This is a genomic window from Pseudomonas sp. IB20 (assembly GCF_009707325.1).
Classification (GTDB): Bacteria; Pseudomonadota; Gammaproteobacteria; order Pseudomonadales; family Pseudomonadaceae; genus Aquipseudomonas.
Map to the genome: position 1 here is coordinate 4946755 of NZ_CP046103.1, position 19078 is coordinate 4965832.

Genomic DNA, 19078 nt, shown 5'->3' on the forward strand with positions numbered 1-19078 from the left:
AGAAAGGGTCAGTGCGCGCCCAGTTCGCGGATCGACAACTTCATGCTTTCGAAGTCGTAGTCCGACAGGCCCAGGTAATCCAGCACCAGATGGCCGATGGCATTCCACTCATGGTCCACGGTCTGGTTACCCAGCACGCGATAGGACGAGCAGATGTGCTCAGCCATTTTGAGGATCGCCAGCAGGTTTTTCAGTTGCGGGTTGCGCGTCGACTCATCGCTGAAAATCGCCAGGGCGTTGTGGTGGTTGGCGATGGCGTCGGTCACATGCTCCGGCAGGCGCCAGGATTTGGCCGTGTAATAGCCCACCACGGCATGGTTGGTGTTGAAGGCGTTGTTTTCAGTATCGACCACGCGGCAGTCGGGGCCGGCATTGGCGTAGGCCTGTTCCAGCACCGTCATGTAATTGGGGAAGCGCTTGAGCATCAACGGCACGCCACAATCGTGGAACAAGCCTAAGGCATACGCCTCGTCGACCGCTTGCGAGCCGGTGCGTTTGGCCAAGGTCAGGCAGGTCATGGCCACATCCTGGGCGGTGTCCCAGAAGCGGTTGAGCGTGACGATGGTGTCATCGCTCATCTCGCCCTTGATCGACAGGGCGTTGATCAGGTTGATGATCGAACGGCTGCCCAGCAGGTTCACCGCGCGCTGGATTGAGGCGATCTTGTTGCTCAGCCCGTAATACGACGAGTTGACGATTTTCAGCAAGGCGCCGGACAGGCCTGGGTCCTGGGAGATCAACCGCGCGATCACGTCCAGGTCCGGGTCGGGCATGTACTGCTCCATCTGCAAATCCACCATGATTTGCGGTTGGGGCGGCACGCTGATGCCTTGCAGGGCCTGTTGGATCTGTTCGGCGGAAAGCTCTTGGGACATAAGTACACACTCTGGGCTAGGCGGGGATTCTAACCTCTATGGGAAGCTGACCGACACCTCAAAAAACCGAACTGAAACCGGATCAAATGTGGGAGCTGGCTTGTCGGGTCGCCGCACCGCTGCGATGGCATCACCACCGTACGTCAGATACATCGAGCCGCCTGCATTGCAGGCAAGCCAGCTCCCACATGAATATCTGCGCAACAGGTATACTCCCACTCTTTTTTCCGGAGCGACGTCATGTCCCTGCCAAGCCTGCGTCTCAAAGCCAACGCCGATCGTCGTTTGCGCAACGGCCACCTGTGGGTCTACAGCAACGAAATCGACGTGGCCGCCACCCCACTTCACGGCTTCCAGGCGGGCGACCAGGCTATCCTGGAAGCGGCCGGCGGCAAGACCCTGGGCATCGTGGCCATGAGCCCGAACAACCTGATCTGCGCGCGCCTGCTGTCGCGCGACATCAAGTTGCCTTTGGACAAGTCGCTGCTGGTGCACCGCATCAACGTCGCCCTGTCCCTGCGTGATCGCCTGTTCGACAAGCCGTTCTACCGCCTGGTCTACGGCGATTCCGACCTGTTGCCGGGCCTGGTAGTCGACCGTTTCGGCGACATCCTGGTGGTCCAGATCGCTTCGGCGACCATGGAAGCGCACAAAGAAGACGTGATCGCCGCCCTGACCCAAGTGCTCAAGCCGAGCGGCATCCTGTTCAAGAACGACTCCGCCGCGCGCGATGCCGAAGGCCTCAACCGCTACGTTGAAACCGTGTTCGGCCTGGTGCCGGAGTGGGTCGCGCTGGAAGAAAACGGCGTGAAATTCGAAGCCCCGGTGATCCAGGGCCAGAAGACCGGCTGGTTCTACGACCACCGCATGAACCGCGCGCGCCTGGCCCCGTATGCCAAAGGCAAACGCGTGCTCGACCTCTACAGCTACATCGGCGGCTGGGGCGTGCAAGCCGCGGCCTTCGGCGCCAGTGAAGTGTTCTGCGTCGACGCCTCCGCCTTCGCCCTCGACGGCGTAGAGCGCAACGCCGCGCTGAACGGCGTTGCCGAGAAAATGACCTGCATCGAAGGCGACGTCTTCGAAGCCTTGAAAGAACTGAAAGCCAGCGAAGAACGCTTCGACGTGATCGTCGCCGACCCACCGGCCTTCATCAAACGCAAAAAAGACATGAAAAACGGCGAAGGCGCCTACCGCCGCCTGAACGAGCAAGCCATGCGCCTGCTCAGCAAGGACGGCATTCTGGTCAGCGCATCGTGCTCGATGCACCTGCCGGAAGACGACCTGCAAAACATCCTGCTGACCAGCGCCCGCCACCTGGACCGCAATATCCAGATGCTCGAACGCGGCGGCCAGGGCCCGGATCACCCGGTGCACCCGGCGATTGCCGAAACGCGTTACATCAAGAGCATTACGTGCCGGTTGCTGCCTAATAGCTAAGCCATAAGCGCAGATCAAACTGTGGGAGCGGGCTTGCCCGCGATAGCGGTGTATCAGGTACAGACTTTTAACCTGTTGCACCGCTATCGCAGGCAAGCCAGCTCCCACATTTTTTTGTGCTGTGTCAGAAATATTGCCGCAAGCCATGCAAGTGGAGGCAGCTTCTCGCAACGGTTTTGATTGAATTCCACATTTCGCAGACTAGTATCGGTTTCTGGAATTACTCCGGAAAACAAAAACAATGTCTGAGTCCTACGCCCAGCCCAGTGCCGACGTAAAACGCCAACAGCACTCGCGCTTCATCCTCATCACCTGCATTTCACTGATCAGCTTCTTCCCGATCAATATTCTGCTGCCCTCGTTCCCTGCTCTGGCTGCCCGGTTCGACACGCCCACCGCAGACATCGCGCTCTCGATCAGCTTATTTACGCTGGTGTTTTCTATCTCCCAACTGGTCGCGGGCCCGCTGTCGGATAAATGGGGGCGCAAGGAAGTCCTGCTCAGCTGCATCACGCTGTCGATCCTCGGTGCGATTGGCTGCGCGCTGGCGTCTGACTACCTGGCCTTCCTGCTGTTTCGTACGGTGCAGGCCATGGGCTGCGGCTTTTTCGTGTTGGGCCACGCACTGGTGGAAGACCTGTTCGAAGAACAAGACCGCGCCCGCGTGCGCCTCTACTACATGACCCTGAGTGGCTCGTTTGTCGCACTCTCGCCGTTGATCGGCTCATGGCTGCAAACCACCTTCGACTGGCAGGGCAGCTTCTATGGCTTTGCGCTCATGGCACTGGGCATGTTGATTCATGCGTTCTGCATCCTGCCATCCAAGTCCGCCAGCCCGCACCGCGCGTCGGTGTCGATCATCGGCACGCTCAAAGCCGTCGCCAGCAACCGCGACTTCCTGCGTTACTGGTGGATCGCCGCGCTGGTGTTCGCCTGCTATTTCGCCTTGATCAGCGTAACGCCGCTGATTTTCATGGATGCGTTGAAGCTGTCCGAATACCAATATGCACTGGTGCTGATGGTGTACGGCATTGCCTACCTGCTCGGTGGCGTGGCGGCTTCGTACCTGCAAAAACGCATCTCACTGTCCCGGCAAATCAACATCGGCCTCGGCTTGCTCAGTGTTTCAGGCGTGCTGCTGGCGCTGATCATTCACTACGAGGCCATAACGACCATCACCCTGCTGATTCCCATGCTGATCAGCGCCCTGGCGGTCACGCTGGTAAGGCCTGCCGCCATTTCGGCCGCGATGCTGTTGTTTTCGAGCAGCGCGGGAACGGCGGCATCGGCGGGCAATAGCATCATGTTCCTCACCGCCGCCGTCAGCAGCGCCGCCCTTGCGCAGACTGGCAGCCATTTGCTGATGACCATCGCCCTCAGCTTCATCGGGTTCAGCCTTTGGGGGCTGCTCACTAACCGGCGGATCGGGCGCCGCTAAGGCTCAACCCCGCATCCGACGCTAGCACCTGCCCATTCCCTCCCGCCGCCAGCGGTGTAGAATCGACCCTATTCATCGCCAGTCATCCCCCGGCGGGTTTATGAGCTCGAGGCCCAAGCACGCGGCGATCCCGCGACGCGAGTGGCAACGTTTGGACACACGGCCATTTTCTGAGTGTTCCAGACGTCAATAGAAGCTCACTTCCCCTTTAGCACCTGATTAGTACCTGATTAGCCGCCCGGAGAGCTCCAATGCCCGATTACCGCTCGAAAACATCCACCCACGGCCGCAACATGGCCGGCGCGCGCGCACTGTGGCGTGCCACGGGGATGAAAGATGACGACTTCAAAAAGCCGATCATCGCGATTGCCAACTCGTTCACCCAATTCGTACCGGGCCACGTCCACCTCAAGGACCTGGGCCAACTGGTCGCCCGCGAGATCGAACGCGCCGGCGGTGTAGCGAAAGAATTCAACACCATCGCCGTGGATGACGGCATTGCCATGGGCCATGACGGCATGCTGTATTCGCTGCCGAGCCGCGAGATCATCGCCGACTCCGTGGAATACATGGTCAACGCCCACTGCGCCGACGCCATCGTGTGCATCTCCAACTGCGACAAGATCACCCCTGGCATGCTGATGGCCGCCCTGCGCCTGAACATCCCGGTGATCTTCGTCTCCGGCGGCCCGATGGAAGCCGGCAAGACCAAGCTCGCCTCCCACGGCCTCGACCTGGTTGACGCCATGGTCATCGCCGCCGATTCCAGTGCGTCCGACGAGAAGGTCGCGGAATACGAGCGCAGCGCCTGCCCGACCTGCGGTTCGTGCTCCGGCATGTTCACCGCCAACTCGATGAACTGCCTGGTGGAAGCCTTAGGTCTGGCGTTGCCGGGCAACGGTTCCACGTTGGCCACCCACAGCGACCGCGAACAGCTGTTCCTGCAGGCCGGCCGCACCATCGTCGAGCTGTGCAAGCGTTACTACACCGAGAACGATGAGTCGGTGTTGCCGCGCAACATCGCTAACTTCAAGGCGTTCGAAAACGCCATGACCCTGGACATCGCCATGGGCGGTTCCACCAACACCATCCTGCACTTGCTGGCCGCCGCGCAAGAAGCCGAGATCGACTTCGACCTGCGCGACATCGACCGTCTGTCCCGCCACGTGCCGCAGCTGTGCAAGGTCGCGCCGAACATCCAGAAGTACCATATGGAAGACGTGCACCGCGCCGGCGGGATCTTCTCGATCCTAGGCTCCCTGGCCCGTGGCGGCCTGTTGCACACCGACCTGCCGACCGTGCACAGCAAATCCCTGGCCGAAGGCATCGCCAAGTGGGACATCACCCAGACTGACGACGAAGCCGTGCATACCTTCTTCAAGGCAGGCCCGGGGGGCATCCCAACTCAGACGGCGTTCAGCCAGTCGACCCGTTGGGACACCCTCGATGACGACCGTGAAAACGGCTGCATCCGCAGTGTCGAGCATGCCTACTCGCAAGAAGGCGGCCTGGCCGTGCTGTACGGCAACATCGCCCTGGATGGTTGCGTGGTGAAAACCGCCGGTGTGGATGAATCCATCCACGTGTTCGAAGGCCGCGCCAAGATCTACGAAAGCCAGGACAGCTCGGTACGCGGCATCCTCGCTGACGAAGTGAAAGAAGGCGACATCGTCATCATCCGTTACGAAGGCCCGAAAGGCGGCCCGGGCATGCAAGAGATGCTCTACCCGACGTCGTACCTGAAATCCAAAGGCCTGGGCAAAGCCTGCGCCTTGCTGACCGACGGCCGTTTTTCCGGCGGCACTTCGGGCCTGTCCATCGGCCACGCTTCACCGGAAGCCGCTGCCGGCGGCGCGATTGGTCTGGTGCAGGACGGCGACAAAGTGCTGATCGACATTCCGAACCGCTCGATCAACCTGTTGATCAGCGACGAAGAGCTGGCCGCGCGCCGCGTCGAGCAGGACAAGAAAGGCTGGAAGCCGGTGGAAAAGCGTCCGCGCAAAGTCACCACCGCGTTGAAGGCTTACGCATTGCTGGCCACCAGCGCCGACAAGGGTGCCGTGCGTAACAAAGCGATGCTCGACGGCCTGTAAGCCTCGCGCATAAAAATGCCCCGCCAGGTGCGGGGCATTTTTTTGCCTGGCTAACTCGCCAAATCACTGAAGATTACATGTGGAAACTGGCTTGCCTGCGATAGCGGTTAGCCAGTCAACATCTGTACTGCCTGACACACCGCCTTCGCGAGCAAGCCCGCTCCCACACTTGACCGTGTTCCAACATAAGCATGCGGTCGAATGTGGGAGCGGGCTTGCTCGCGAAGCAGGCACCTCGCTCCTTGCCTGCGATAGCGGTTAGCCAGTCAACATCTGTACTGCCTGACACACCGCCTTCGCGAGCAAGCCCGCTCCCACACTTGACCGTGTTCCAACATAAGCATGCGGTCGAATGTGGGAGCGGGCTTGCTCGCGAAGCAGGCACCTCGCTCTTACTGAATCTCGTCCGGCTTGACGATCACCCAGTTCTTGTCCGCCGTCACCGGCAACCCTTCCTTGGCCTGTGCGGCCGCATGCTTGGCCATCATGCCGTTGAGCTGGGTCATGTACTTGTCCTTGCGGTTGATCCACAGGTGGATGCCGCCCTTGGCCACGTCCACATCGTGGAACAGCATGTAGCCGTCGCTGGTCGGTGTATCACCGCCGACGATCACCGGTTTTTTCCACTCGTCGATGTAGGTCAGGATCGCCGCGTGCTTGCCGGCCATCCAGGTCGCCGGGGTCCACAGGTACGGGGTCAGCTCCAGGCCGAGGTTGGCTTTTTCGTCATATTTGCCGGCGGCGATCTGTTTGCGCGCGGTGGTGAGCTCGCCGGTCTTGCGGTCTTTGAGCAGGGTACTCACGCCAATAACGTTTTCGGGTTTGACGTTGTAGCCGTACTTCGGATCGGCGGCAACCATGCGCACCAGCTCCTCAGAGGCGGCGGTCATCACATACACCTCAATGCCGTTTTCCATCAGCTTGTTGTACAGCTCGGCCTGGCCGGTGAAGACTTTCGGCGGCTGGACCTCGGATTTTTTCACCACATCGCCTTCAAAATACGTGACCGGCACCGGCTTGCCCGACGCCATCAGCTCGTCGACGTAGCCCTTGAGTTCCTTGAGGGTAAACCCGGAAAAAATCTGCGCGACCCACGGGTAGCAGACCATGTCGTCGACTTCACAGAGGCGGTAGTAATAGCTGAACAGGCTTTCTTTGTGCTCGGCGGTGTCTTTGAAGGGCATAAGTTTGAGCGAAGGGTCCATGGTCTCGCGGGTGATCAGGCCCTTGTTCTCAAGGAACGGCAGCAGGGACTCTTCGAGGTCATAGCGGTAACTGGTGTTGTCCATGTCGAACACCGCGAAGTTGCCTTTGTTGGCGTTGGCGGCGATCATCTTGTTCAATTGCTCGGCCGCAGGCGCCGGCCAGTGCTTCAACTCGGTGGCGGCAAATGCCTGGCTGGCGAGGCCGAAGCAGAAGGCAGCGGCAAGTAATGTTGGCGCGAACTTCATAAGCGTTTCTCCCTGAGTGAAAGACATCGACGCTAACAAATTTGTGTGACAGTTATCGCCCGAGCGCGACTGCTTGCGTCGTGATTGCGCCAAGGGCATGTGCCTGAGCGTCAAATGCTTATTCCAAAAACGACAGTCACCATTCCATATCGGTATTAAATCAATATATTTCAAGCTGTTAGGCTTTCCGGTTCGCAATCGCAGGCTCACGCGATTGGCTGCCTTCTCAACGGAGCTTCAATGAATCTGCTCCTGATTCTCAACTTACTGGTGTTCGTGGCCCTGTTGCTGGGCCTGGCACAAACGCGTCGCACCAACTGGAGCCTCGCTAAAAAGGTCCTGTTTGCACTGGTGCTTGGTGTGCTGTTTGGCGCGGCGTTGCACACTATTTATGGCGACGGTAACCCGGTGCTCAAGGCCTCGATCAGTTGGTTCGATCTGGTCGGCAACGGCTATGTGCAACTGCTGCAAATGATCGTGATCCCGCTGGTATTCGCCTCTATCCTCAGTGCCGTAGCGCGCCTGCATAACGCCTCGTCCCTGGGCAAGATCAGCTTCCTGACCATCGGCACGCTGCTGTTCACCACGGCAATTGCGGCGCTGATCGGTATCGGCCTGACCAACCTGTTTGGCCTCACCGCCGAAGGCTTGGTGGCCGGCACCCAGGAAATGGCGCGCCTGCAAGTGATCCAGAGTGATTACGCAGGCAAGGTCGCCGACCTGAATATCCCGCAGTTGCTGCTGTCGTTCGTACCGGCCAACCCCTTCGCCGACCTGGCCCGGGCCAAGCCGACGTCGATCATCAGTGTGGTGATTTTCGCCGCGTTCCTAGGGGTTGCCGCGCTGCAACTGCTCAAGGATGACGTGGAAAAAGGCCAGAAAGTGCTCAACGCCATCGACACCCTGCAAGCCTGGGTGATGCGCCTGGTGCGCCTGGTGATGAAGCTGACGCCCTACGGCGTGCTGGCGCTGATGACTAAAGTAGTCGCCGGCTCCAACCTGCAAGACATCATTAAGCTCGGCAGTTTTGTGGTGGTGTCGTACCTGGCGTTGGGCCTGATGTTTGTGGTGCATGGCCTGCTGCTGTCGTTGGCTGGGGTCAACCCGCTGCGCTTCTTCCGTAAAGTGTGGCCAGTGCTGACGTTTGCCTTCACCAGCCGCTCCAGCGCAGCCGCCATCCCGCTGAGCATTGAAGCGCAGACGCGTCGCCTGGGTATCCCGCAGTCCATCGCCGGTTTCGCTGCCTCGTTCGGCGCCACCATCGGCCAGAACGGTTGCGCCGGTCTCTACCCGGCCATGCTGGCGGTGATGGTTGCCCCGACCGTGGGCATCAACCCGCTCGACCCGCTGTGGATCGCGACCTTGGTGGCGATTGTGACCTTGAGCTCGGCCGGTGTGGCCGGTGTTGGCGGCGGTGCAACCTTTGCCGCGCTGATCGTGCTGCCGGCGATGGGCTTGCCGGTGTCACTGGTGGCGCTGCTGATTTCGGTTGAGCCGCTGATCGACATGGGCCGTACGGCGCTGAACGTGAACGGTTCGATGACGGCGGGCGCGATTACCAGCCAGATCATGGGGCAGACGGATAAAACGCTGTTGAATGCCGATGAGCATGTGCAGCTAGCTAGCTGAGTTGCACGCTATAAGCTTCAAGCTGCAAGAAAGAGCACTTCGCTTTAACTTGCAGCTTGTGGCTTAAAGCTAGCAGCTTCTAGCTTGTGGCTTAAAGCTAGCAGCTGCTCCTCTCCCAGACTTCGAAGTTATACGCCGGCTTATCACCCTCAGCCGCATTCTCGATATTCGACACCAGCTTCCACTGGCTCACATCAAACTCGGGAAACCACGCATCGCCTTCCGGGCTCAACGCGACCCGCGTCAAATACAGGCGATCCGCCTGCTCCAGCCCCTGCGCATACAACTGCGCCCCGCCGATCAGCATCAGCTCATCCACGCCCTGTTCCAGTGCCCAGGCTTGCGCCCGCTCGACCGCCGTATCGAGTGACGGAAAAACTTCCGCACCTTCAAGCGCCAAGTCGGTCTGACGGCTAACCACGATATTCAGGCGCCCCGGCAACGGTCGGCCCAGGGAATCCCAGGTCTTGCGCCCCATGATGATCGGCTTGCCGAGCGTGGTGGCCTTGAAATATTTGAAGTCCCCCGGCAAATGCCAGGGCATGCTGTTGTCGACGCCGATCACACGGTTTTCACCGAGGGCTGCGATCAGGCTTAAAGGGAGAGTTTTTTTCATGACGACGAGAATACCAGAGCTGCGAGTCAGCGGTTATGCTCCACGTCAGTATGCTCCAACCTCACTGGCTCAATAGGATAGCGCGTGACTGCACTGACCCCGCTGCACACACTCTGGCTGACAGAAACCGTGCGCCTGCGTGAAGAACACGCAGGCCCCCTCGAAGACCTGGAAGCCAACCGCCTCGCCCGTACGGCCGGTGGCGACTTGCCGACGCGCATTCAACAGCGCGCCCTGCACTTGGCCGAACGCGACGGTTTGACCGCCGCCCTCACCCGCTGGTTGCAAGGCGCCCGCTTGGCGCTGGTGCTGTTGGCCGTGGTCGCGGTGATCAGTGGCGCCGGCCTGGCGTTTGCCGCGCTGGGCAACGGTTTGACGCCGGTTAACGTGTTCTGGGCCTTGGGCAGCCTGCTCGGCTTGAATCTGATCCTGTTAATCAGCTGGGCCCTGGGCCTGCTGTTTGCCGGCGAACACAGCGCCAGCCTCGGCCGCCTGTGGTTGTGGCTCAGCGAAAAACTCGCCCGCGATGCCAAGGCCGCGCAATTGGCGCCAGCGTTGCTGCTGTTATTGCAGCGCCAGAAGCTCAATCGCTGGGCCGTGGGTGTGCTGGTCAATAGCCTGTGGTTACTGGCGCTGCTCAGCGCCATGCTGATCCTGCTCACGCTATTGGCCACGCGGCGCTACGGCTTTGTGTGGGAAACCACCCTCCTCGGCGCCGACACCTTTGTCGCCGTGACCCAAGCCCTGGGCAGCCTGCCTGCGTTGCTGGGCTTTAACGTGCCGACGGTCGAGATGATCCGCGCCAGCGGCGACTCGGCGCTGAATATCGAAAGCGCCCGCCAAGCCTGGGCCGCCTGGCTGGTAGGCGTGCTGCTGGTCTACGGCCTGCTGCCCCGGTTGATCCTCGCCCTGCTGTGCTTGTGGCGCTGGAAACGCGGGTGCGCGGCCCTGCGCCTGGACCTCAACCTGCCCGGCTACAGCCAGTTGCGCGAACGCCTGATGCCGAGCAGCGAACGGCTTGGCGTCAGCGATGCCGCCCCCGAGCAACTGCACGCCATCAGCGGCGGCGTCAGCGAATTGGAGAGCGACGGTGCCCTGCTGGTGGCCATCGAACTGGACGACCAGCACGCCTGGCCACCCAAACTGCCGGCCAGCGTAAAAAACGCCGGCATCCTCGACAGCCGCGAATCGCGCAACAAACTGCTGGAACAACTCACGCGCTTCCCGCCTGCGCGCCTGGCCATCGCCTGTGACCCGCGCCGTTCGCCCGACCGTGGCAGCCTGGCATTGGTCGCCGAGCTCGCGCGCAGCGCTACGGCCACCCGCGTATGGCTGCTGCAAGCCCCAGCCGGCCAAGCGCTGGACGCCGAACGCCTGGGCGACTGGCACGCTGCGCTGCAACAGCTGGAATTGCCCTTCGCCGATTGCGCGCCGCTCACGTGGCTGGAGACCGGTCATGACTAAACCGCTGAAACTCGCCGTGGTCGGCCACACCAATGTCGGCAAGACTTCGCTGCTGCGCACGCTGACCCGGGACGTGGGTTTCGGTGAAGTCTCCCATCGCCCCAGCACCACGCGGCATGTGGAAGGCGCGCGGTTGTCGGTCGACGGCGAAGCCTTGCTGGAGCTGTACGACACGCCCGGCCTGGAAGACGCCATCGCCCTGCTTGATTACCTGGAACGCCTGGACCGCCCCGGCGAACGCCTCGACGGCCCGGCCCGCCTGGCGCGGTTTCTGGAGGGCAGCGAAGCGCGCCAGCGTTTCGAGCAGGAAGCCAAAGTATTGCGCCAACTGCTGGCCTCCGACGCCGGCCTGTATGTGATCGACGCCCGCGAGCCGGTGCTGGCCAAATACCGCGACGAGCTGCAGGTGCTGGCCAGTTGCGGCAAACCGTTGCTGCCGGTGCTCAATTTTGTCTCGAGCAGCGACCACCGCGAGCCGGACTGGCGCGAAGCCCTGGCCCGCCTCGGCCTGCACGCACTGGTGCGTTTCGACAGCGTGGCGCCGCCGGAGGATGGCGAGCGCCGCCTGTACGAAAGCCTGGCGCTGCTGTTGGAAAACGCACGGCCGCAGCTGGAACGCTTGATTATTGACCAGCAAGCCCAGCGCGTCGCCCGCCAACAAAGCGCTGCACGGTTGATCGCCGAGCTGTTGATCGACTGCGCCGCGTGCCGGCGCAGCGTGGTCACCGAAGACGAGCAACAAGCCATCAGCGATTTACGCAAAGCTGTGCGCCAGCGCGAGCAAAAATGCGTGGATGCCCTGCTCAAACTGTTCGGTTTCCGCCCACAGGATGCCGCCGCCAGCGACTTGCCGTTGCTGGACGGCCGCTGGGGCGATGACCTGTTCAACCCGCAAACCCTCAAGCAACTGGGCGTGCGTGTCGGTGGCGGAATTGCTGCAGGCGCGGCCGCCGGCGCGGGTGTGGACCTGCTGGTCGGCGGCCTGACCCTCGGCGCTGCCGCGATTGCCGGCGCGATTGCCGGTGGCGCGCTGCAAACCGCGCGCAGCTACGGCAGCCGTCTGCTGGGCAAGATCAAGGGCCACCGCGAGCTGACCGTCGACGACAGCGTGCTACGCCTGCTCGCCCTGCGCCAACGCCAGTTGCTCAAAGCGCTCAACCTGCGCGGCCATGCGGCGATGCACAGCATCAAGGTCGACACGCCCCAGGACAAAACCTGGCGTGAAGGCAAGTTGCCGGATGCGTTGAACAAGGCCCGCGCCTATCCGCAGTGGTCATCCCTCAACCCGCAGCCAAAGCTGAGCCAAGCTGAGCGCCAGGAGCAGATTCAAGCGTTGGCGCAGGAGCTCAATGAAGATTGACAGCTAGGGCCAGGGCGTTCAACGGCTCCAGGTCCAGCACCGGCACATGCATGTGCTTGGCCTGCTCATCCCAGTGACGCATGCGCAGGCTGACTTGGCAGAGCGGGTCTTGCTCGAAGGCGCGGGCCTCTTCGGCCGTCATCACGCCGCCCTGATAACCCAGGGTGCGGCGGCTGGCTTCGCTCAAGCGGGCGTAATAGTCCGGCTGGCTGAAGGTCAGGTAGCGCTTGGCTTGCACGTGATACTCCACCAGTTTGGCCATGCGCTCGCTGAAGCCTGCGCGGCGTAAATAGTCCGCGCCGAGGCGCTCATGGCTGACCACGCCATAACCGCCCATGTTCTCGCCGCCCTGGCCGCAGAGGTGGCCGATGTCGTGGAAAAACGCCGCCAGCACCACTTCATCATCAAAGCCTTCAGCGATAGCAAGCTGCGCGGCCTGGGACATATGTTCGATCTGCGACACCGGCTCGCCGATGTAATCCGCCGTGCCGTGCTGCTCGTACAAGCCGAAGACTTCGGCAATCGCCTGCTCAGGGTTCATAGCGCTTATCCCCACAATGCTGTGATATTTCGCTCGGCCATCGCCGGTCCCACGCTCATGCCTACGCCACTGTGCATCAATGCCGCACTCACGCCCGGTGCCGCCCGCAGGAATGAAAACGGCGCCGGCCCGCGTGAACCGTAGACGCCCTGCCAGCGCTCCACCACTTGGATCTTGCACCCCAACGTCTGCTCGGCCAGTTCGATCAGCCAGTCATCGATCTGCTCGGCGTTGAACGGCGAGGCATCGCTGCCGTAGTCGTGTGAATCGCCGATGATCAGGTCACCGTGGGGCGTGGGGCTGATCAGCAGATGGATCCCATGTTCCTGCAAATGCGGCGCATCGCGCAGGATTTGCGCCTGCACTGGCGCGGCTTGCGGCAAATCAGCGAACGCGCCGTAATGCACGCAACTAAGGCCTGTGAGCAAAGCATGTTGCAGGTTCAGGTTAACCGCTGGCCGGGCGCGCAGCATTTGCAGGCGGCAGATGCTCGGGTTGAGTGCGCCGATCGCCTCGGCCAACAGGGTTTGGTAATCATGCCCGGAGCAGACAATGATCTGCTCGCCGCGAAAGCTGCCCGCCGTGCTGTGCAGTTGGCCCGGCTCGACGTCGCGTACCAGCGTGGAGAAATAAAACTCCACCTCCAGTTCACTGCGAAGGTAGTTGATCAGCGCCGGGATCGCTTCGCGCGAATATAGCTGCTGATCATCCTTGCCATGCAGCGCCGCGCGGTGATGGCGAAACTGGCCGCCATACAAATCTTTCATCGCCGCGCCTTGCAGCAGCTCGACGTTGTAGCCGTGCTCTCGGCCACGACCGGCGCAGAAGGCTTCCAGCAAGTGTTCTTCGGCTTCGGTGCGGGCAAACAGGTACGAGCCATTGCGCTTGAGCGGCAGACCGGCCACCTGCGCCCAGTGCCCCCAGATATCACGGCTTTGCTGGGCCAGTTCAAGCATCGGCCCCGGCGGCTGGCCAGTGACCAGTGCCTGGCCGAAGTTGCGCACCGAGGCGCCCAGCGGCGTGGCGCTGCGCTCGAACACCTTGACCTTGAGGCCGCGTTTGGCGGCTGCATAGGCGTGGGACAGGCCGAGGATACCGGCGCCGATAACTAAGAGATCACTACTCATGCATTCCTCTCATTCCCACGCTCTGCGTGGGAATGCATCCGGTGACGCTCTGCGTCAAGACTTCAAGAGCGGACGCAGAGCGTCCAGGGCGGCATTCCCACGCAGAGCGTGGGAACGATCAGTCATTGTTTCTCCGACTTCCCGTCATAGCGCTTGCGCCACTCGGCCAGGATGCTGTCGCGGTTTTTCGAGGCCCAGACAAAGTCATTCTTGATCAGCCGCTGCTCGTAATCGGCCGGCAGCTCAGTCTGCGGCTTGGCAATACCCGGCTGGGCGAGCACAGCGAAGTTTTCTTTGTACAGGTCCATCGCCGCCGCGCTTGCAGAGAAGTCAGCGAGTTTTTTCGCCGCATCAGCACGGGGCGTTCCCTTGATCACGGCGGTGGCTTCGATGTCCCAGCCCAAGCCTTCTTTGGGCAGGATGATGTCCAGTGGCGCGCCCTGGCGTTTCAGTTGTACCGCTGGGTACTCGAAGGAAACGCCAATCGGGAACTCACCGGACGCCGCCAGCTTGCACGGCTTGGAACCGGAGTGAACGTACTGGCCGATGTTCTGGTGCAGGTCGTCCATGTACTGCCAGCCCTGCTTCTCGCCAAAGGTCTGCAACCAGGCGCTCACGTCCAGGAAACCGGTGCCGGAGGATGCCGGGTTGGGCATCACGATCTTGCCCTTGTACTCAGGCTTGGTCAGGTCTTGCCAGCTCACCGGCTTGCTCAAGCCTTGTTTCTCGGCTTCGACAGTGTTGAAGCAGATGGTCGCGGCCCACACGTCCATGCCGACCCAGGCTGGCGGGTTAGCGGGGTCGCGGTAGTTCTTACCGATTTTGTCCAGATCCTTGGGCGCGTAGTTATCGAGCATCCCTTGCTGGTCGAGGATCGCCAGGCTCGAGGCGGCCAAACCCCACACCACGTCGGCGTGCGGGCGGTCTTTCTCGGCTAAAAGCTTAGCGGTGATGATGCCGGTGGAGTCGCGCACCCACTTGATCTCGATGTCGGGGTTGGCCTTTTCGAAGGCCTGTTTATAGGTCCTCAACTGCTCGGCTTCGAGGGCCGTGTACACGGTCAGCTCGGTCTTGGCGAAGGCATTCAGGCTGAATGCGGTGAGTACGGCAGCGACCAGCGCCAGGGGCTTGAACATGGAGCACCTCCTTCAAGGATGTTATTGGCCCGGCGCAGTCTGGCGCCAGGCTTGGGAGCGGCGCAGCGCGCCACGTGAAGCCCACGCCAGCAGCAGCGAGACGCCGGCTGAGGTGAACAGGATCAGGGTCGACATGGCTGCGGCGCCGCCCACGTTGCCGGCGTCGTCCATGTTCAACACGGCGACGGCGGCGAGGATGGTGTCGGGGCTGTAGAGGAAGATCGCGGCGGAAACGGTGGTCATCCCCGACACAAACAGGTAGCGCACGATGTCCAGCAGCGCCGGCAGACAGATCGGCACCGTGACGCGCAGATAGTGGCGGTACAGCGGCGCTTTTAGGGACAGCGCAGCGGCTTCAAACTCACTATCAAGCTGGCGCAGCGCCGTGGTGGCGGTCATCTGCGCGGTGGTCAAATAGTGCGCAATGGTGCACACCACCAGTAAGGTCATGGTCCCGTAGAACACGTGCAGCGGGTTGCCGTTGAGGTTGAAAAAGAACACGTAGCCCAGGCCCAGCACCAGGCCCGGCACGGCCATCGGCACAAAGCTGAGCATGCGCAATGCCAGGTTGAGGCCTTTCTGGCTCTTGGTCTTTTCCATCAGGTAGGCGCCGGTAAAAATCAGCACGCTACCGATCAGCGCTGTGCACAGGGCCATGGTCAGGCTGTTGCGATAGGCCAGCCAACCGCCGCCGGCCGTGTCTTCGAACTGATAGTGGTTGAGCGACAACGACAGGTTGTACGGCCAGAACTTCACCAGCGAGGAATACACCGCCATGCCGAATACCAGCAGCAACACCGCGCAAATCAGCAGCACGATGGCCAAGTAGCAGCCATCACGCAGCCGCGATGGCGCCGGCTGGAACACCTGGGCGCGGCCGCTCATGGCGTCGCCATGCCGACGGCGCAACCAGGCATCGACGCCAAAGCTGAACAGCGCCGGCAACAGCAAGACCATGCCGATCAATGCGCCGCGACCAAACTGTTGCTGGCCGACCACCGCCTTGTAGGCCTCCAGCGCCAGCACCTGATAATCGCCGCCGACCACCACGGGCACGCCGAAGTCGGTGATGGTCAGGGTAAACACCAGGCAAAACGCGGCGAACACTGCCTGGCGCGTGGCCGGCCAGGTGATGCTGCGAAACGCACGCGCGGGGCTGGCGCCCATGCTCGATGCCGCATCAAAAAGCCGCGCATCCGCCAGCGACAGTGCCGACAGCAAAATCATCAATGCGTGTGGGAAGGTGTAGATCACTTCACCGAGCACGATGCCCCAGAAGCCGTAGATGTTGTCCGAGAGCAACCCGCGCAACAGGCCTTGGTTGCCAAACAGGTACACCAGCGCAATGCCCGGCAGCATCGACGGCGCCATCAGTGGCAGCAGTGACAGGCCGCGCCAGATCGTCTTGCCGGGAATCAGCGTGCGTTGCAGGGCGTAGGCAAACAGGTAAGCCAGCGGTACGACAATGGCCGCCACGCTGAGGGAGACTTTCAGGCTGTTGCCCAGCAACCAGTGGAAGTTGGCGCTGGTCACCAGCTCCCGTGCCGCCACCCAGCCACCGCCCTGCCCGGCATCGCTGCTGAAGCCACGCCAAAAGATCGCCAGCAACGGCAACAATACGGCGACACCCAGCAGCAACAGCCACAGCAGTTTGCCGCCGAGCACAAAAATGCGATCACCTGTTTCGGCACGGGAAGCCTGGTGCGGCACCGGCACAGTCATTTCAGCCGCCATCTCAGGCAAACACCTGGAGGCTGCGTGGCGGCAAGGCGACCCAGATGTCCTGGGCGCCCAGGCGTGGCATGGCTTCGGGGGCCAGTTCGGCCAGCAGCGGGTGGCCGGGCAATTGCTCCAGTTCAAAGCTCATGCGGCAGCGGTTGCCGAGAAAGGTGATCTCGCGGATTTTGGCTGGGAACAGGTTTTCTTCATGCACCGGCGGGTTGACGCTGATGGCTTCAGGGCGGCAGAACAGGCGCCCGGATTTGGCCACGCCGGCATCGTCGGCCAGGCGCATATTCATCCCGCCGACCTGGGCATGGCTCGCGCTGTTGCGGCTGAACGGCAGCCAGTTGCCCTGGCCGACAAACTCCGCCACAAACGGCGTGGCCGGGCGGTCGTAGATTTCCTGGGGCGTGGCGTATTGCTCGACCTTGCCGTTGTTCATCACGGCAATGCGGTCGGCCATCAACATGGCCTCGTCCTGGTTGTGCGTGACCATCAGCGTGGTGATGCCCAGGCGCCGTTGCAGCTGGCGCAGCTCGGTGCACAGGTGCTCACGCACGCGGGCGTCGAGGGCAGACATGGGTTCGTCGAGCAGTAACAGCGAAGGCGCCGGTGCCAGGGCGCGGGCCAGAGCGACGCGCTGTTGTTGGCCGCCAGAGAGTTGGCCGGGAAATTTCTTTTCGCTGCCCAGCAGGCCGACCAGTTCAAGCATCTGGCCGACGCGCTTGCGCACTTCATCGCGGCCACTGCCGGTGAGGCCGTAGCCGATGTTCGCTTCGACAGTCAGGTTGGGAAACAGCGCGTAGGACTGGAACAAAATGCCGTAGTCCCGCGCTTGGGGCGGCAGTAGGGAAACATCGCGGTTGCCGAGGCGAAGTTCACCGCTGTCCTGGCGTTCCAGGCCGGCGATGCAGCGCAGCAAGGTGGTTTTGCCGCAGCCGGACGGGCCCAGCAGGCACACCAGCTCGCCGGCGGCGACGTCCAGGGACACATTATCCAGCGCGGTAAAGGCACCGAAGCGTTTCTGGATACCGCGCACCGTCATGGGCGCGCCGGGGTTGGTCAGGGCTGTGTTCATGGAGGCACCTCATCAAACTGATGAAGGCCATGCTAGGTGGGCAATGAGTCCCTGGTGTGGCAGGAAGGCAAAAGGGAGTGATAGTGGTATTGGTGGATTTGGGTATAGCCGATCGTTCCCATGCTCTGCGTGGGTATGCATCTTGTGACGCTCCGCGTCACGACGTCCAAGAGCGGACGCGGAGCGTCCAGGGCGGCATTCCCACGCGGAGCGTGGGAACGATCAACAAGACCTCAGAGTGGCGACATTTCCTGCGCCAACCCCAGAAAGGCAGCCGGCAGGCGCGCGCCTTTGCGCTCTTTGAGGCAGTACAAATACTCCGGAATCTGCGGCGCATTTTCGATAGTCAGCACCCGCAGCTGCGGGTCATGGGGCACTTCCTGGCGGGCGATGATGCTGATGCCGATGTTGCGCAGCACCGCCTCGCGGATCGACTCGCGGCTACCGATTTCTAGCAGCGGCCCATAGCTCACACCCGCGCCTTGCAACATTTCTTCGGTCAGGCGCCGTGTGGTGGAACCCGCCTCACGCATCAGCAAGGTATGCCCGGCCAACGCACTGAGTGGCACATGATCAAGCGTGGCCAAAGGGTGATTGCGATGCACCGCCAACACCAAGGGATCGGTGCCGAGTACTCGGCGGATCAGGCGTGGGTCTTCCAGCAGTTGTGAGGACGCGGCGACATCGACGCGGTAATCATCCAGCGCTTCGAGCACCTGCTGGGAGTTGCCGATTTCCACCGACACGTCCACTTGGGGCAGGCGCTCGCGGAAGGCTTTGACCAGGTCGAGAATGTAGTACGGCGCCGTTGCGGCAATCCGTAAGGCGCCCTGGACCTGACCGTTGTTGCGCAGGAAAAACTCGATATCCGCTTCCTGCTGCAACAGCGTCTTGACCATCGGCAGCAGGCGCGCACCGTCGTCGCTGACGGTGAGGCGGCGGCCGCCACGGTAGAACAGCTCAACGCCGTACTGGCTTTCCAGGTTGCGAATCTGGGTGGTGACCGTGGGCTGGCTCAGGCCGAGTTTTTTCGCCGCCTGAGTAATGCTGCCCAGGCGGGCGACCATAAAAAACGCCTTTAACTCGGCACTCAGCACACCACCCTCACATC

General features: G+C 61.8%; 15 protein-coding genes. 6 read left to right on the forward strand and 9 right to left on the reverse strand.

Annotated features, from left to right (window positions below):
- Positions 1 to 8 precede the first annotated feature (8 nt).
- Positions 9 to 821, reverse strand: coding sequence for an HDOD domain-containing protein (locus GJU48_RS23145; protein WP_176462894.1), 813 nt, complete (start codon positions 819 to 821; stop codon positions 9 to 11).
- Positions 822 to 1115: 294 nt separating this feature from the next.
- On the opposite strand from GJU48_RS23145, the gene GJU48_RS23150 reads away from it, so the two are divergent.
- The 3 genes from GJU48_RS23150 (at position 1116) to ilvD (ending at position 5843) form a co-directional block, all read left to right on the forward strand.
- Entirely contained in the window at positions 1116 to 2312 is a 1197-nt protein-coding gene (locus tag GJU48_RS23150) for a class I SAM-dependent rRNA methyltransferase (RefSeq protein ID WP_003213799.1), read from the forward strand.
- Between the two features lie 241 nt (positions 2313 to 2553).
- Positions 2554 to 3750, forward strand: a complete 1197-nt coding sequence (locus tag GJU48_RS23155) for an MFS transporter (protein WP_094949183.1) — start codon at positions 2554 to 2556, stop codon at positions 3748 to 3750.
- 251 nt (positions 3751 to 4001) lie between these two features.
- Positions 4002 to 5843, forward strand: coding sequence for a dihydroxy-acid dehydratase (gene ilvD / locus GJU48_RS23160; RefSeq protein ID WP_094949185.1), 1842 nt, complete (start codon positions 4002 to 4004; stop codon positions 5841 to 5843).
- 392 nt (positions 5844 to 6235) lie between these two features.
- Here ilvD and GJU48_RS23165 read toward each other — a convergent pair whose 3' ends face one another.
- Complete coding sequence (locus GJU48_RS23165; RefSeq protein WP_094949186.1) at positions 6236 to 7294, reverse strand: HAD family hydrolase; 1059 nt, start codon at positions 7292 to 7294, stop codon at positions 6236 to 6238.
- Between the two features lie 240 nt (positions 7295 to 7534).
- On the opposite strand from GJU48_RS23165, the gene GJU48_RS23170 reads away from it, so the two are divergent.
- On the forward strand, positions 7535 to 8923 hold the full coding sequence (locus GJU48_RS23170; protein ID WP_094949187.1) for an L-cystine transporter: 1389 nt from the start codon (positions 7535 to 7537) through the stop codon (positions 8921 to 8923).
- Between the two features lie 97 nt (positions 8924 to 9020).
- Here the strand turns inward: GJU48_RS23170 and GJU48_RS23175 are convergent, their stop codons facing one another.
- Positions 9021 to 9539 carry a dihydrofolate reductase gene (locus GJU48_RS23175; RefSeq protein WP_094949188.1) on the reverse strand — a complete coding sequence of 173 codons (519 nt, stop codon included), beginning with the start codon at positions 9537 to 9539 and terminating at the stop codon, positions 9021 to 9023.
- A gap of 84 nt (positions 9540 to 9623) precedes the next feature.
- Here GJU48_RS23175 and GJU48_RS23180 point away from each other — a divergent pair, with 84 nt between their 5' ends.
- On the forward strand, positions 9624 to 11003 hold the full coding sequence (locus GJU48_RS23180; RefSeq protein WP_094949189.1) for a DUF2868 domain-containing protein: 1380 nt from the start codon (positions 9624 to 9626) through the stop codon (positions 11001 to 11003).
- The gene (locus tag GJU48_RS23185) at positions 10996 to 12363 is read left to right on the forward strand and encodes a DUF3482 domain-containing protein (protein WP_094949190.1); all 1368 of its coding nucleotides are present in this window, start codon (positions 10996 to 10998) and stop codon (positions 12361 to 12363) included. Before GJU48_RS23180 ends, GJU48_RS23185 begins: the two co-directional genes overlap by 8 nt.
- Here GJU48_RS23185 and GJU48_RS23190 read toward each other — a convergent pair.
- The 6 genes from GJU48_RS23190 to GJU48_RS23215 all read right to left on the reverse strand — a co-directional run bounded on the left by GJU48_RS23190 (position 12350) and on the right by GJU48_RS23215 (position 19064).
- The gene (locus tag GJU48_RS23190) at positions 12350 to 12904 is read right to left on the reverse strand and encodes a phosphonate degradation HD-domain oxygenase (protein WP_155296082.1); all 555 of its coding nucleotides are present in this window, start codon (positions 12902 to 12904) and stop codon (positions 12350 to 12352) included. The two genes, GJU48_RS23185 and GJU48_RS23190, sit on opposite strands and share 14 nt — an antisense overlap.
- Before the next feature lie 5 nt (positions 12905 to 12909).
- A complete protein-coding gene (locus GJU48_RS23195; RefSeq protein ID WP_094949193.1) occupies positions 12910 to 14031 on the reverse strand; it encodes a TIGR03364 family FAD-dependent oxidoreductase in 1122 nt (373 codons plus the stop codon).
- A 122-nt stretch (positions 14032 to 14153) separates the two neighbouring features.
- Positions 14154 to 15167, reverse strand: a complete 1014-nt coding sequence (locus GJU48_RS23200) for a putative 2-aminoethylphosphonate ABC transporter substrate-binding protein (protein WP_094949195.1) — start codon at positions 15165 to 15167, stop codon at positions 14154 to 14156.
- 21 nt (positions 15168 to 15188) lie between these two features.
- Positions 15189 to 16901, reverse strand: coding sequence for a putative 2-aminoethylphosphonate ABC transporter permease subunit (locus GJU48_RS23205; RefSeq protein WP_094949196.1), 1713 nt, complete (start codon positions 16899 to 16901; stop codon positions 15189 to 15191).
- A gap of 1 nt (position 16902) precedes the next feature.
- A complete protein-coding gene (locus GJU48_RS23210; protein ID WP_094949197.1) occupies positions 16903 to 17967 on the reverse strand; it encodes a putative 2-aminoethylphosphonate ABC transporter ATP-binding protein in 1065 nt (354 codons plus the stop codon).
- A gap of 233 nt (positions 17968 to 18200) precedes the next feature.
- Positions 18201 to 19064 carry a LysR family transcriptional regulator gene (locus GJU48_RS23215; protein WP_094949198.1) on the reverse strand — a complete coding sequence of 288 codons (864 nt, stop codon included), beginning with the start codon at positions 19062 to 19064 and terminating at the stop codon, positions 18201 to 18203.
- Positions 19065 to 19078: the final 14 nt, after the last annotated feature.

What these genes read in the sequence shown, in the direction of transcription:
- GJU48_RS23185 (WP_094949190.1), top strand. Translation starts at nt 10,996, where the DNA reads ATGACTAAACCGCTGAAACTCGCCGTGGTCGGCCACACCAATGTCGGC.
- GJU48_RS23175 (WP_094949188.1), bottom strand. Translation starts at nt 9,539, where the DNA reads ATGAAAAAAACTCTCCCTTTAAGCCTGATCGCAGCCCTCGGTGAAAAC.
- GJU48_RS23195 (WP_094949193.1), bottom strand. Translation starts at nt 14,031, where the DNA reads ATGAGTAGTGATCTCTTAGTTATCGGCGCCGGTATCCTCGGCCTGTCC.
- GJU48_RS23170 (WP_094949187.1), top strand. Translation starts at nt 7,535, where the DNA reads ATGAATCTGCTCCTGATTCTCAACTTACTGGTGTTCGTGGCCCTGTTG.
- ilvD (WP_094949185.1), top strand. Translation starts at nt 4,002, where the DNA reads ATGCCCGATTACCGCTCGAAAACATCCACCCACGGCCGCAACATGGCC.
- GJU48_RS23190 (WP_155296082.1), bottom strand. Translation starts at nt 12,904, where the DNA reads ATGAACCCTGAGCAGGCGATTGCCGAAGTCTTCGGCTTGTACGAGCAG.
- GJU48_RS23210 (WP_094949197.1), bottom strand. Translation starts at nt 17,967, where the DNA reads ATGAACACAGCCCTGACCAACCCCGGCGCGCCCATGACGGTGCGCGGT.
- GJU48_RS23150 (WP_003213799.1), top strand. Translation starts at nt 1,116, where the DNA reads ATGTCCCTGCCAAGCCTGCGTCTCAAAGCCAACGCCGATCGTCGTTTG.
- GJU48_RS23165 (WP_094949186.1), bottom strand. Translation starts at nt 7,294, where the DNA reads ATGAAGTTCGCGCCAACATTACTTGCCGCTGCCTTCTGCTTCGGCCTC.
- GJU48_RS23155 (WP_094949183.1), top strand. Translation starts at nt 2,554, where the DNA reads ATGTCTGAGTCCTACGCCCAGCCCAGTGCCGACGTAAAACGCCAACAG.
- GJU48_RS23200 (WP_094949195.1), bottom strand. Translation starts at nt 15,167, where the DNA reads ATGTTCAAGCCCCTGGCGCTGGTCGCTGCCGTACTCACCGCATTCAGC.
- GJU48_RS23205 (WP_094949196.1), bottom strand. Translation starts at nt 16,901, where the DNA reads ATGGCGGCTGAAATGACTGTGCCGGTGCCGCACCAGGCTTCCCGTGCC.